Below are 14,048 nucleotides of genomic sequence, written 5' to 3' on the forward strand. Positions count from 1 at the left end.
CTCTGTAGCTTTTCTAGTTTTTTATTATAAATCTTTTAAGTTTCTCCAAATCCTCATAAATAAGCTCCAACAAACTCCGATTATAGAAAATAGAAGCTGGATGAAAGGTCGGAAAAATATGATATTCTTTTTCTGACCAAATAAATTCTGTACTGCTGCTATCTTTCAATCGCTGCACAGGTTGCTTTAACAATTCTCCATGAACATCCGTAATTTTATTATTTTTACCAACTAAACGCTGTAATGCAATATTACCAAGTGTGACAATAACCGGCTGCTGTATAAATTCCAGTTCATAATCTAGCAAAGGTGCATGGGCAAGTATCTCACCTTGATTCGGTGTTCTATTGTACTTCTTCTGTATTATTTCGCCATTTCGTTCCCTTTTCTCTCTCCATTTATAAGGTCTACTCCGGACCGCACTCGTAATATATACTTCTTCCCTTGTAACGTGAATACGTTCTAAAAATTCCATTAAATGTTTTCCCGCTCTCCCACTAAATGGAATCCCATTATGAATTTCTGTTTCACCAGGTGCTTCTCCAACAAGCATTAATTTCGGGTTTTTAGGGCCCTGTCCACTTAAAAAACCTTCTAATTGGTATATAGCACTACGCTCCTTCACTTGTTTAACTAAATGATATGGATATTCTATGTCCGTCACCTTCTTTCATCATTCCATACTTATCTTTATTTTAACTAGTTCTATACCCCATATTCTCTCTATTATTTCCATTTGTAACATATTATAAGATTCAATCCACAAAACAAAAAAAAGACTATCAAAATTGATAGTCTTTAATCGTCGCTACGCTGCATACCAGTATAAATTAATACGAGACGTAATAATTCAAATACTGCTACAGCAGCTGCTGCTACATATGTTAATGCTGCCGCATTTAATACTTTACGAGCTTGACCGTACTCATCTGTTGATACGATACCAAGTGCTTCAATTTGTTGCATTGCGCGTTTTGATGCATCAAACTCAACTGGTAATGTAACAAGTTGGAAAATAACACCTGCTGCCATTAAAATAATTCCTAGTAACAACAAACCAGACATTTGTGCAAATACACCAATTAGGACAAAAACCCATGACATGTTTGAACCAAAATTAGCAACTGGCACTAACGAATGGCGTACACGCATAAAGTTATAATCTTTCGCATCTTGAATTGCGTGTCCTACTTCATGTGCTGCTACAGCTGTACCAGCAACTGAATGACCATAATAGTTATCTGTCGATAATCTAACCGTCTTTACACGCGGGTCATAATGATCTGACAAATGACCTGGCGTTTCTTCTACGGCTACATTGTACAATCCATTTTCATCTAAAATTTTCCGAGCCACTTCCGCTCCTGTCATACCTGATGTTGAATAAACTTGTGAATACTTGCTATAGGCACTACGTACTTTTGACTGTGCATACAACGGTATGATCAAAATGATCGCGAAGTAAATTAAATAAAACATCATAAACCTCCATTGAAGTTTTAATTATAGTACTTCTCATTCTATTTTTTTCTTCCACCGTTGTCAATAAATAAACCTTACAATCCGTATCTTTATTTATGCGTATTATCTATCTTTAGAATGCAAGTTGCTTCTCCGCTTCTCTCTCTCCCCTTTATACTTTCTCCATCCAACATACGTTAAAGTGAACAAAATAAGTCCTCCAGTAATTGTCATAAACCAAATGAGAGAGGGAGCAATCTCATCTTTTTTTACTGTATGAAATATTTTTTGCAAATCACCTTTAATAATCCCTAGTTGCATTTGTCCACCTTTCGTTTTTAACATAACGTTACGAAATTCATCCAAATAAGATAAATGTGCATTTACACGCTGCGCTTCGTTTTCTGGCAGAGCAATCATTAAACTAGGATAAATAATATTAAATTCATTTAAAAATGTATTTAGCGTCTGTTGGAACTGTCCATCATCTTCTTTTTCCATCGCCTTTTCTACTTGAGAAAAAGCATTCATTATCTTTCTTTCTCTTTCCATCCAAAGTGGCTGATATTTAGATACTTGTGCATCAACAGCAAGTTGTAACGCTAACATATTATCCACTTTAACTTGCCTATCTGAATCTTCCGCGAGAGATTGTTTCGCCTTATCGTATGCTAAAGAAACGACTCTAATTTGTCCCGGAGTTACTTTTGAATTATTTTCATTCTCCTTTGATAGAAATTGCTCTGAGAAATGGTACAGTACTTGTATTGCCTTTTTATCTTCTTTTTTCTTCACTAACTGCAAAGAGTCATCTAGCAATCCAGTTAGTTCACTCCACTCTTCAGCATATATACGTACTGGAAACATTATAATTAGAAATGCTATCAGTCCAATTAATGTTCTCTTCATCCCGGTCCCCCCTATAACTACTAGTACAAAATATGTGGAATTGGACAAGAATAGAACAGAACAAAACCAAAAAATATATTATCTTTATGAAAACAAAAAAATTCTCTTTAAACAGAGAATTTTTTCTTTGAAACCCTTTTCTTTTTCACTAAATATTTATACACACCATAACAAAGCATGCTACCACCTAAAATCAATAATAAAATAATACATGCAGCATGCATAAAGAATTCTTCCGGTAACATTAAAATAACCGGATCTGTTTCAATATCAAACATCCAATAATCATTACTAAATAAAAGCTTATGAAATAATACGAAACTCTTTTCAAAATTAATAGCAATTGGTAACGTAAGAGCTATTGGAAAAATAATTGTAAGAATCGCTCCGTGAAGTAAAAACTTTTCTTTTTTCTTTTTTAATAAATACGCTCCTCCTAATACAGCAATTACAATCGTTCCATACATTATATATTGAATCTTTACTAAAATATTTTTAACATCTACAAAATGAATGCGTCCATTTGTGGACATATCTAATGTCGGCAATTGTAATGCACCTTCATAAAACGGCGATAAATATGTAATAAGCACATCATAGTTTCTCTTAATTTCATCTTTCGTCATATCCGCTAAATCTGGAATATTTAAAAAATCAATTTCAAAATAATACAACCATTTTCCATATACAACTACCGTTGTCGCGAGAGCGAAAACAGAAAATGCTATGCTATAGGAAACTACTAAAGTGATCAATCGATCCAATATGTTTATACCGCTCTTATTTTTCTTCATTTTCTCCCCCTAAATGTCCTCACCATCATAAAGAAAACTGTTTTCGGTTCTCACGTAAGCAATAATAATATGTAATACACAGTACAGCAATACTTAACCAAAACGTAAAATAACCAATTTTCTCTACAAATAAATGCATAATCCCATATCTCGGCATTTGCCAAAATAAATAATCAATTGCATCATTATGTAATGTCCATATGCCAGCTACAGTGAAGTGCCATTTTTTTATCCGATAAAACGGAGCATATAACATTCCCTGCACTGCCATCGCAAAATGAGATAACATTAACATATATCCCATAAGGCCAATAGGGCCTTTTACATAAATCATAATTGCATTTACAACAACAGCCCAAACACCATATTTTATTAAAGTAACTATCGCTAGCGCTTCTATTAACCCCCAGTTCTTCTTCATCAAGAAAGCAATTAAAACAAAGACAAAAAAGAGAGTCGCCATAGGGCTATCTGGTACAAACGGCCAAAATATAGGTGAGGTTTCTTTTAATTGATTTCCATACCATATGAATCCGTAAATTGTACCTAATATGTTAACAACCAATAAAAATAATAGTACCGAACGTTGCCTTAACATTGCATACAAGTAAGCCAATCTGTATGTCCAACACCTTTCAAACAAAGTAATTCTTTCATCGAACTCTACTCTATTATATAGCAAACTTTCCGTCATCGTAGAGTAGAAAACTGAAACAGATTAAATTTTCTTTAGGGATGGCTTTGCTATCCCTTTTCTGTTTCAGCTTCCCCTCATCAAACCGTACGTGAGGTTTTCCCTCATACGGCTTTCCGATGCTCTTCCTTCTTTAGCTTTCAGTTTGTTCTAGCTTCCTACTTTCACGAGTGTGTATGTTATTTTCTTCATCAAGTCCTTGATACGACCATGTTTCTTTTCTTATCCAGAAAAGGTTAAGCCGTTCTAAGACGTACCAATCTATTTTACCGAGCCACTTCTGTCCAATTGAAGATAGGCTATAATAATTTTTGAATCCTTGTAGAATTCTATTTAAACCTTTCACCATCAAACAGTGCCCAGCTTAGCTGGGCACGCAAAATAAAAAGCTGACCACAGATTTTGTAGTCAGCTTTTCTATTATTTTTTATTATACTTTGCAACGAATTCCGAAAGCTTTTTCAGTTCCTCATCTGTACCTTTAAATACACCTTTAGGCATTGAACCTTTTCCATCTTTCGCAATTTTAGCGATTTCTTCTGGTTTTAAAGTTAAGTTTTGCAAAGCCGGTGCTGCCGCTCCGCCCTGTAAATTGTCACCATGACATGTTAAACAAGTATTTTTTTGCATCAACTTGTAGCCGTCATCATTTTTATCAACTGGTGCTGTTTTTACAATTGCTCCTTGTTTTTTTGCAGCTTCCCAATCGTGGTGTGCTACAGATTCCCAAGTTAAAAAAATAATCGATGCAATTGCTAAAAGCATAAACCCCGTTGCTACAGGACGCTTCAATGGTGCTCTTTCTGGGCCTCGATCTAGAAACGGAGCTAATAGTAACGCTCCAAACGCAATCCCCGGCATAATAAACGCACCAATTACAGTAAATGAGCCTGAAGCATACGAATACTTTAATAACTGATACAAGAATAAGAAATACCAATCTGGAAGTGGTATATATCCTGCATCTGTAGGATCCGCCATTCTCTCAAGCGGTGACGGATGCGCCACTGTTAAACATAAATAACCGACTAAAAAAACTGCACCAACCATCCATTCTTTTAACAAGAAATTCGGCCAAAACGCTTCTGTTTTCCCTGGATATTCAGAATAATCTTTTGGAATATTTGGTTTCCGGGCTACTGGTACCCGAGAATCTCCTACAAACTTCATCCCTTTGCCGCGATGCATAATCTCCCTCCTTTTGTTCTTTCCCCTTTAATTTAGCAATCTCTTATAGCGGACCGGAAATACCTTGTTTGCGAATCATGATGAAGTGGAAGGCCATTAAACCTAGAAGTGCTGCTGGTAAGAAGAAGACGTGAATAGCAAAGAAGCGAGTTAATGTTTGAGCGCCAACGATTTCGGAATGACCAGCGAGTAATGTTTTAATATAAGGACCAATGAGCGGCGTTTGCTCTGCAATTTGAATCCCTACTTTCGTAGCAAATAACGCTTTCATATCCCACGGTAATAAATATCCGGTAAAACCAAGACCTAACATAACAAAGAAAATAAGAACACCAACAATCCAGTTTAACTCACGAGGCTTTTTATACGCACCTTGGAAGAAAACTCTGAGTGTATGTAAAAACATCATTACAATTACGAGACTAGCACCCCAGTGATGCATACCACGAACAATTTGCCCGTAAGCTACTTCATTTTGTAAATAATAAACCGACTCCCAAGCATTTTTAATATCCGGCACATAATACATCGTCAAAAACATTCCGGACAAAATTTGAATTACTGTAACGAAAAAGGTAAGTCCTCCAAAGCAATAGACGAATGCAGAAAAGTGATGTGCCGGGTTAACATGCTCAGGTACTTCATGATCAGCGATATCACGCCATATCGGTGTAATATCTAAACGTTCGTCCACCCAATCATAAATTTTATTTAACATCTACTTTGCACCCCCTCTTGGCTTCGCTTTTCCTAAATACAGCGTTCCATCTTTCACTTTAGACTCGTACACATCAAGCGGAGCAAGAGGCGGTGTGCCTTTAATGTTCATCCCATCTTTTGTGTAACGTCCCCCGTGACATGGGCAAAAGAATTGATTAGGATGTGCTTTGTCCGAATTCCAGTTCACTGTGCAACCTAAATGTTTACATACTGGAGAAAATGCAACAATGTCTCCGCTTTCATCTTTATGCACCCAAGCAGATTTTGGCTCTTCAGACTTGTACCATCCGTCAACCTGCTTCACCTTAAAATCGAAGCGCTTCGGCTCTGTTGTAATATCCTTTACTTGTCCAACAGCAACCATATCTGTTCCCACTTCTTTTCTTAACACCGGATCAAGCGCAAACCTCGTCATCGGCATTAAAATACCCGCCGCCATAAAGCCTCCTACCCCTGTAAGTGTGTAATTTAAAAACTGTCTTCTTGACACACGATGTTCTTTCTCGCTCACGAAAATTTCCCCCCTCTATCAGAAATTGTCCCCTCGTGAAAAAATTATATAAAAAATAAAAACTAGGACACTATCATGATATAATACCCTCTTGCATAGGTCAATATCATACTACTCATAATAATAAGAACTTTCTGTTTATTATTATTTTATCCATCTTTCTTCCAACATTTCCATAATATTTTTTATGTGTGCACGAATAACTTCCCTTTTCGCTTGGTCACTAAATTGCTCTAATGATAACGATGGAAACCAAAATAAATCACCCTGCACATCTCTCATATCTTCTTTCCATGAAAAGTCACTTGTCACATAGGCAATATGCTTAAAACCTTGCCTTTTTAAATGATCTGTCCATTCTTGCAAACGGTCTTTTTCATTCTTTTGGCTCTCTACCAAATACGTAAATGCGGGCAGTAAAAGCACTCTTCCTTTATACTCCCTTTCCAACTCCATACTCAAAGCCTCAATAAATTCACCTTGCTCTACAACCATTTTCATCTCTTTTGCTGCCGAAATAGACAAAAGGGGTATAATCCCTGTATCTACATACTCCCTCGCTTGCTCAAACTGTTCTACATCTTTTACAATCCATTTCACCTTTTCTCCCCTCCTCCATTCGAAATAACAGAACTTTCACTTTATATATATTAAACCATACTAAAAGAGGTAAAAAAAGAAAAACTACCTATTATTAAGTAGTTTTTCTTAAAAAGTCTGAATTTCGTAAAGATTACATAATCAAAATGAATTCTATAAAATTTTCAACTCTGCTGTTAACCTATGAAATGCTTCCTTATCTTGCTTATCCAAAGCTTCATCAATTTGTTTCAAAAGACGTTCTCTTCTAAATGAGAATACACTTTCTTCTAAAAATCGTTCTGCAAGCAATCGATCTTTTTCATTCACTTCAATATGCTTTGGCAAATATGGGTTTTCTTCTAATACAGCTACATAGTTTGCATTTTGGAACGATGATTTAAAATTAAGCTGAATATAAATATCCTCATCTCGATTCAAACGAATATCATGAAACGATTTTTCTGCATCTGTTGTCATTACATTTTGTTTAAAAAAATGAAACGGTGTGTCTTTCACACAATTTGCTGACATTACTAAGCCACGCGGACAATATTTTGCATGTTCTACGAAGTGGACTTTATGCATTAATTGATCGTGACTCATTAAATAATTCAAAATCCATACACATTCACGCTGTTTCAGTTGGTAATTATTCAAAAACCATTTTACAAAATCCTTCTTCTCGTTTACAGAAACAGGGGTATTCATAGCGATTAAGTCCCTCCTCTGTCTTTCTCTTTTCTTTTTAGATTCAAGAAGCGGCATTCAGTTTCCTTCCAACTTATGAAAAATCCTCTAAATTATATAACAATTCTTCAATATGAATTTGTGTCGGGTCTAGTTGTATTAACTGCGTAAATACTTCTTTCGCCTCTTTTCGCATTCCTTCTTCTAATAAGAAATAACCGTACTCTTCCAAGAAATCTGGATGATTCTTAAAAGAAGTATATGCACTTTCATAGTGTTTTAATGCATCCGAATACATTTCTAATTGTTTTTTTGCAAATGCAAGATCCCAAAGTAGTTGTGTATCTGGTTCTCCACTGTCAATTGCACGCTCTACAACTGCAATTAGCTCTTCGTATTTCTCTTGTTCTTTTAAAATATACGCATATTTTAATATCGCACCTAAATGTCCCGGATCTAGCTCCAGTGCTTTTTGAAGCACTTCTTCTGCCTCCGCTATTTTACCTAATTTCGCCGCAATATTCGCTAATTCTACATAGAAAGGAACAGACAGCTCATCTACTTTAATTCCTTCTTGAAGTGTTTCATAGCTTTCTTGAAGCATGCCTTCTTTTTCATAGCTTTTCGCTAAATACATGTATAACGATGCGTATTCAGGATCTAATTCTTTTAATTCTTGCCAAGCACCAATTGCTCTTTGATATTCTTCTCCTTGGTATAATGTGAAGGCATATCCAAATAATGAGTGAATATCTTTTTGCTCTTCTAACCCCGCTTCATAGTAAGAGATTGCCTCTTCCCAGTTTCCAATAGCACTTAAAGTTTCTGCTAGACGAAGCGCAATGACAACACCACCCATAACTTTATGTTCTGCTAGTAACGATTCATAATAAGTGATCGCCTTTTGCTCTTCACCTTTACTACTATATAATTCTGCTAACCCAAACGTAATAACAGGTTCGTCTGGCATCATTTCTTTCGCCTTTAATAGTTTTTGTTCTGCTACATCATCAAAACCTTGCATTTGGAATAAATCCGCTACAAGTAATAACGATTGAACATATAAATCATCGTTTTCTGGAATATCATGAAGCACTTCAATCGCTTCATCTTCTTTATCTAAATCAATATATAATTCTGCTAAAAATACCGTAAATTCACTTTCTTCCGGATATAGCAAGCGTAAGTCTTCAGTAATTGCTAACGCCTCATCCATAAACCCAAGTGTATGATAGTAACGAGCGATATCATACTTCTCTTCATCATTAGCAACTCGTAGTTGTTCTTTTAATAATTGTAATCCTTTTTCTGCTTCACCGTTTTCAATATAAGAAACAGCCTGTTCAAACTTTTGCATAAACGTCTCCTTTAATTCAAAAAATATTCTCTTCTGTTCATTTATCATAAGCAACTAGGTGTAAGAACGCAACCTTTTGAGTGAGCTACCTCTTCCTATACTTTCTCTCATAGCGCAGCTAATTGTTCGAAAAATTCCGGATACGATACAGCGACCGCATCACTATTCTCTATTTTCACTTCTCCATCTATAATACACGATGCGATTGCAAGCATCATCCCAATACGATGATCGCCATGACTATTAACAGTATTTCCTTTTAAACTTTGTTTACCATATATAATCATACCATCTGGTGTAGCTTCAATCTTCGCACCTAATTTGCCTAATTCATCTACAACCGTATCGATACGATTTGTTTCTTTTACTTTTAACTCCTCAGCGTTTTTAATAACAGTAATTCCTTCTGCCTGCGTTGCCAATAAAGCAATTACAGGAATTTCATCAATTAATCTTGGAATAAGAGTTCCACCAATTTCTATTCCTTTTAGTTTAGATGTTTCAATCGTAATATCCCCGCACGGTTCAAACTCTTCATTTCTAATATGATCGATAGAAATAAGTGCACCCATCTTTGTTAATACATCTAAAACCCCTGTTCTCGTCGGATTTAAACCAACGTTTTCCAATACAAGCTTACTATTTTGGACAATTGCACCAGCTACTAAGAAAAACGCCGCCGAAGAAATATCTCCTGGAACTTCTATGTCTGCACCTTTAAGTTGTTGTCCACCTTGTAATGAAACAGTCCGTCCATTAACATCTACGGTACAACCGAATGCACGCAACATTCTTTCCGTATGATCACGAGATTGCATAGGCTCTGTTACCGTAGTAATCCCTTCCCCTTGCAAACCCGCAAGTAAAACTGCTGACTTCACTTGTGCGCTTGCTACTGGTGAATGGTAATACATACCTTTTACCTTACCACCGCGAATAGATAAAGGTGTATATTGTCCGTTTTCTCTACCATCAATTTGAGCATTCATCTTACTAAGCGGGTCTGTAACACGTTTCATAGGACGTTTTCCAATTGATGCATCACCAATTATCGTACTATGGAACGGCGTATTTGCTAAAATCCCAAGCATAAGACGAATAGTCGTCCCTGAATTCCCCACATCTAATACTTCTTTCGGTTCTTGTAAATTATGTAATCCTTTACCGTAAATCGTGACATCGTTACCAAACTGTTCAATCTGGACACCTAGTTTTTGAAAACATGCAATTGTACTTAAACAATCTTCTCCTAATAAAAAATTTGATACTTTCGTCGTCCCTTCCGCTATCGCTCCAAACATAACAGAGCGATGCGAAATAGATTTATCTCCTGGAACAACAATTTTCCCATTCAAACTATTTTTTCGTCCTACTAGTTTCAAACTGTATCCTCCTCACATTTTAAATAAGTTATATGTACAATAGTTCTTCTTATACGTCTACTTCTATTGTAACGTTTTCTTTCTTGAACGTGCAAACAACTCCCCTTATTGCAGTTCAAATGAAAAAGGCTCCTGTAACAGGAGCCTCCACCATTTCTTAAGAATACGTTTCTTCTTTCTTCACTTGTTCTTTTACAAATTCCGTAAGTAATTCAATAATCTCATCATTTTCTTCTTTTAATCCAACAGTAATACGAATACCATCATGCATACCAAATGCTGCACCAGAACGAACGATATATCCTTTTTTCATTAATCGTTCGAAAGCTTCATTACCAGGTATACCAAGTTTCAAGAAAATAAAATTCGTTTGAGATGGATAGTAGAATACGTTATATTCCTTACAAAATGCATAATATTGATTTAATCCTCCGGCATTTTTCTTCACACACTCTTGTAAAAACTGTTGATCCTCTATTGCCGCTAATGCTACCGCTTGGGCGATAGTTGATGTGTTAAATGGTAGTCTTGCTACCTCTAGCTGCCCAATAAGCTTTGCATCACCAATCGCATATCCAATACGAAAAGCAGCTAATCCATATGCTTTTGAGAATGTGCGTAGCACCATAAGATTTTCGTACTTTTCAAGAAGAGGTAATGTTTGCGGATAATCTTCTGCCCCAGCATATTCATAATATGCTTCGTCCATAATAACGAGCGCTGACTTTGGAACTGATTCTAAAAATGAAAGTAATTTTTGTTTTTCTACATATGTACCTGTCGGATTATTCGGATTACAAACCCATACAATCTTCGTTTTCTCATCTACTTGTTGTAACATTGCATCTAAATCGTGAATGCCATCTTTAAGTGGTACTTCACGAACTTCTGCTCCTTCAATAACAGCATGGTGATGGTATTGCGAGAACGTAGGGTTCGCCATTACAACATTTGTTCCATTATGTAGCAAAGCACGACTAATCATTTGAATGACTTCATCTAGCCCACTACCAAATAAAAGTTGTTCCGCTTTTACACCTAAATGCTCTGCTACTTTCTCACGAAGCTCAAATGCCGCCCCGTCCGGATAGAGTGCATATTGATTAGCTAACGAAGTTAATGCTTCTGTCACACGCGCAGAGCAGCCAAACGGATTTTCATTCGATGCTAGTTTTACAATTTTTGATAATCCGTATTCTCTTTTTACTTCCTCAATATTTTTCCCAGGTACATATGCTCTCAAAGTTAACAATTGCTCTTTTACTCTCACTTTTCTTCCCCCAGTCATTGATATGATTTATAATGTCTTACTGTCATCTTTAATCATAACCGTCACCATTACGAGAATACCTTTAAATATGCATTTCATACCTGTTCTATGACTTTTTACACCATATCCTTTTGAAATGCTTCTAACGCAATATGAACAGCCTCATCTGAAATAGATACGACATTCCCTCCCCCATATTCCTGCATAAGCACCATATGAATTGTTCCAGCATTTGCTTTTTTATCTTGTTTCATCAACTGAACGAGACGTTCTACATTCAAGTCACTTGGCATTTTTGGATAACCGTATTTCAAGAACCACTGCTTCATTTCTTCATAAGAAAGATCAACTTTGTACACTTGCTCACTTAAAAACATAGCAAATAGCATGCCAACCGCTACTCCATCACCGTGAGTAATATTCCCATATCCTAACTCTTTTTCAAGAGCATGTCCTAACGTATGCCCAAAATTCAAATGGGCACGTACACCTTTTTCTGTTTCATCTTGCGACACAATATTCGCTTTCACAGGAATCGCCTTCGTTAATATATGAATTAACTTTTCATCACGAAGATCCGTTAACGTTTGCACTTCTTCTTTTAACCAATGATATAGCTCTACATCACCAATAAGAGCATGCTTTATCACTTCTGCATAACCTGATCGCCACTCTTTTTCAGGAAGTGAATGTAAAAATGGCGTATGATATACAACAGCTTCTGGCTGATGAAACGCTCCAATCATATTTTTTCCTAGTGGATGGTTAATTGCTACTTTCCCGCCTACTGCGCTATCGTGAGCTAATAAAGTCGTTGGAACTTGGACAAAGCGAATACCACGCATAAACGACGCGGCAACAAATCCAGCCAAATCTCCAATCATTCCGCCTCCAAGTGCGATGATTAAAGAATTTCTATCTAATTTATTTTCAAGAGCCGAAGTGTGAGCCTCATAGAAATTTTCAAAAGACTTCTCTTTTTCGCCACTCGGTACAACAAACGAAAATACTTTTTGCTCTACTTGCAATGCATCAACAACTGTCTGTAAATGCAGTGATGCAACAGCTTCATCAGAAATGATCATTATGTTAGATACTGCAGGATTCATTTTTTGAATAAGCGTTGTTAAGTGTGACAACGCCTCCCTTCCAACATGTACATCATATTCTTTTGATTTCGTTTGAATATGTATGTTCTCCATTAAAATCCCCTCGCATATTCATTATGTTTCTCAATATTTTCACGTATAAGATCGATACGATCTAATCCAAATTGTTCAATTAAAGCTGTTGCGAGCTCCCAAGCCACAACAGCTTCAGACACAACGCTAGCTGCTGGCACTGCACAACTATCTGAACGTTCAATACTCGCTGTAAAAGGTTCTTTCGTATCAATATCAACACTTTGAAGCGGTTTATATAATGTCGGTATCGGTTTCATAACACCGCGCACAACAACCGGCATACCAGTTGTCATGCCACCTTCTAATCCACCTGCATTGTTCGTTTGTCTTCTGTACCCTTGCACTTCATCCCAAAGGATTTCATCATGCACTTCACTTCCAGGTCTATGTGCTGCTTCAAAACCAATTCCAATTTCAACACCTTTAAAAGCGTTAATACTCATAATTGCCGCTGCTAATTTTGCATCTAATTTTCTATCATAATGTACATAGCTACCTACTCCAATTGGCATTCCTTCTACAACTACTTCAACAATACCACCGATAGAATCACCATTTGCCTTCGCATCATCAATTGCTTGCATCATCTTTTTACCGGCCTCTTCATCTAAACAACGTACAGGAGATGCTTCTGTAGTACTTTGTAATTCCACAATAGAGTTATATTTAATATTTGCTGCCTGTACACCACCAATCTCGATAACATGTCCCGCTACTTGTATACCTAATTCCGCTAATATTTTTTTTGCAACTGCACCAGCTGCAACACGAACTGTCGTTTCACGTGCTGAAGAACGCTCTAATACATTCCTCATATCTCTATGACCATATTTAATCGCACCATTTAAATCTGCGTGTCCAGGTCTAGGTTTCGTAACTTGCCTTTTCATTTCTTTCTCTTCCTGCTCAGTTAACGGCTCTGCACCCATAACCTTTGTCCAATGTGTAAAATCACGATTTTCAACAACAAGTGCAATCGGTGACCCCATCGTCTTCCCATGCCTAACACCACTTACAATTTGCACTTGGTCTTTCTCAATTTGCATGCGTCTACCGCGTCCATATCCTTTTTGTCTTCTAGCTAATTCTTCATTTATATCATTCGCTACTAAAGATACCCCTGCCGGAACACCTTCTAAAATTGTCGTAAGTTGCGGACCGTGGGATTCACCAGCTGTAATATATCGCATACGTTATTCCTCTTTTCGCATATGTATTTATCCCGCTACATAAAGCAGCTATATTATCTTCCATCACTCTTTAAAATACAAAGAAATTATATAGTAAATCGAATGTTTGCTTTCCCTAC

16 protein-coding genes are annotated in these 14,048 nt (G+C 36.5%); all 16 read right to left on the minus strand.

Annotated features, from left to right (window positions below; translation table 11 throughout):
* Positions 1-13 precede the first annotated feature (13 nt).
* Positions 14-664: a uracil-DNA glycosylase gene (locus B5P40_RS05605; RefSeq protein ID WP_002188995.1), complete on the minus strand. Its 651-nt coding sequence runs from the start codon at positions 662-664 to the stop codon at positions 14-16.
* 134 nt (positions 665-798) lie between these two features.
* Positions 799-1,479: a zinc metallopeptidase gene (locus B5P40_RS05610; protein ID WP_002086606.1), complete on the minus strand. Its 681-nt coding sequence runs from the start codon at positions 1,477-1,479 to the stop codon at positions 799-801.
* 105 nt (positions 1,480-1,584) lie between these two features.
* Positions 1,585-2,370: a sporulation protein YpjB gene (gene ypjB, locus B5P40_RS05615; protein ID WP_002188994.1), complete on the minus strand. Its 786-nt coding sequence runs from the start codon at positions 2,368-2,370 to the stop codon at positions 1,585-1,587.
* Between the two features lie 107 nt (positions 2,371-2,477).
* The gene (gene lit / locus B5P40_RS05620; protein ID WP_002064533.1) at positions 2,478-3,164 is read right to left on the minus strand and encodes a lipoprotein intramolecular transacylase Lit; all 687 of its coding nucleotides are present in this window, start codon (positions 3,162-3,164) and stop codon (positions 2,478-2,480) included.
* Positions 3,165-3,189: 25 nt separating this feature from the next.
* The gene (gene lhaT / locus B5P40_RS05625; RefSeq protein WP_002086612.1) at positions 3,190-3,780 is read right to left on the minus strand and encodes a lipoprotein heptaprenylglyceryl N-acetyltransferase LhaT; all 591 of its coding nucleotides are present in this window, start codon (positions 3,778-3,780) and stop codon (positions 3,190-3,192) included.
* A 211-nt stretch (positions 3,781-3,991) separates the two neighbouring features.
* Positions 3,992-4,210, minus strand: a complete 219-nt coding sequence (locus B5P40_RS05630; protein ID WP_308729285.1) for a group II intron maturase-specific domain-containing protein — start codon at positions 4,208-4,210, stop codon at positions 3,992-3,994.
* Between the two features lie 68 nt (positions 4,211-4,278).
* A complete protein-coding gene (gene qcrC, locus B5P40_RS05635) occupies positions 4,279-5,046 on the minus strand; it encodes a menaquinol-cytochrome c reductase cytochrome b/c subunit (protein ID WP_002011836.1) in 768 nt (255 codons plus the stop codon).
* 43 nt (positions 5,047-5,089) lie between these two features.
* Positions 5,090-5,764 (minus strand): menaquinol-cytochrome c reductase cytochrome b subunit, encoded by a 675-nt coding sequence (gene qcrB / locus B5P40_RS05640; RefSeq protein ID WP_000932700.1) that lies wholly within the window; start codon positions 5,762-5,764, stop codon positions 5,090-5,092.
* On the minus strand, positions 5,765-6,277 hold the full coding sequence (gene qcrA, locus B5P40_RS05645) for a menaquinol-cytochrome c reductase iron-sulfur subunit (protein ID WP_002030772.1): 513 nt from the start codon (positions 6,275-6,277) through the stop codon (positions 5,765-5,767).
* A gap of 144 nt (positions 6,278-6,421) precedes the next feature.
* Positions 6,422-6,877, minus strand: a complete 456-nt coding sequence (locus B5P40_RS05650) for a YpiF family protein (RefSeq protein ID WP_002030770.1) — start codon at positions 6,875-6,877, stop codon at positions 6,422-6,424.
* 153 nt (positions 6,878-7,030) lie between these two features.
* Positions 7,031-7,567, minus strand: a complete 537-nt coding sequence (locus B5P40_RS05655) for a ReoY family proteolytic degradation factor (RefSeq protein WP_002086615.1) — start codon at positions 7,565-7,567, stop codon at positions 7,031-7,033.
* A 73-nt stretch (positions 7,568-7,640) separates the two neighbouring features.
* On the minus strand, positions 7,641-8,903 hold the full coding sequence (locus tag B5P40_RS05660; protein WP_002086616.1) for a tetratricopeptide repeat protein: 1,263 nt from the start codon (positions 8,901-8,903) through the stop codon (positions 7,641-7,643).
* A 107-nt stretch (positions 8,904-9,010) separates the two neighbouring features.
* Positions 9,011-10,285 (minus strand): 3-phosphoshikimate 1-carboxyvinyltransferase, encoded by a 1,275-nt coding sequence (gene aroA / locus B5P40_RS05665; protein WP_113708961.1) that lies wholly within the window; start codon positions 10,283-10,285, stop codon positions 9,011-9,013.
* Positions 10,286-10,442: 157 nt separating this feature from the next.
* Positions 10,443-11,555 carry a histidinol-phosphate transaminase gene (gene hisC / locus B5P40_RS05670; protein WP_078175652.1) on the minus strand — a complete coding sequence of 371 codons (1,113 nt, stop codon included), beginning with the start codon at positions 11,553-11,555 and terminating at the stop codon, positions 10,443-10,445.
* Positions 11,556-11,671: 116 nt separating this feature from the next.
* The gene (gene aroB, locus B5P40_RS05675; RefSeq protein WP_113708962.1) at positions 11,672-12,757 is read right to left on the minus strand and encodes a 3-dehydroquinate synthase; all 1,086 of its coding nucleotides are present in this window, start codon (positions 12,755-12,757) and stop codon (positions 11,672-11,674) included.
* Complete coding sequence (aroC, locus tag B5P40_RS05680) at positions 12,757-13,929, minus strand: chorismate synthase (protein ID WP_078175651.1); 1,173 nt, start codon at positions 13,927-13,929, stop codon at positions 12,757-12,759. Before aroC ends, aroB begins: the two co-directional genes overlap by 1 nt.
* Positions 13,930-14,048 lie beyond the last annotated feature (119 nt).

The organism is Bacillus sp. SRB_8, from assembly GCF_003264205.1.
GTDB lineage: Bacteria > Bacillota > Bacilli > Bacillales > Bacillaceae_G > Bacillus_A > Bacillus_A mycoides.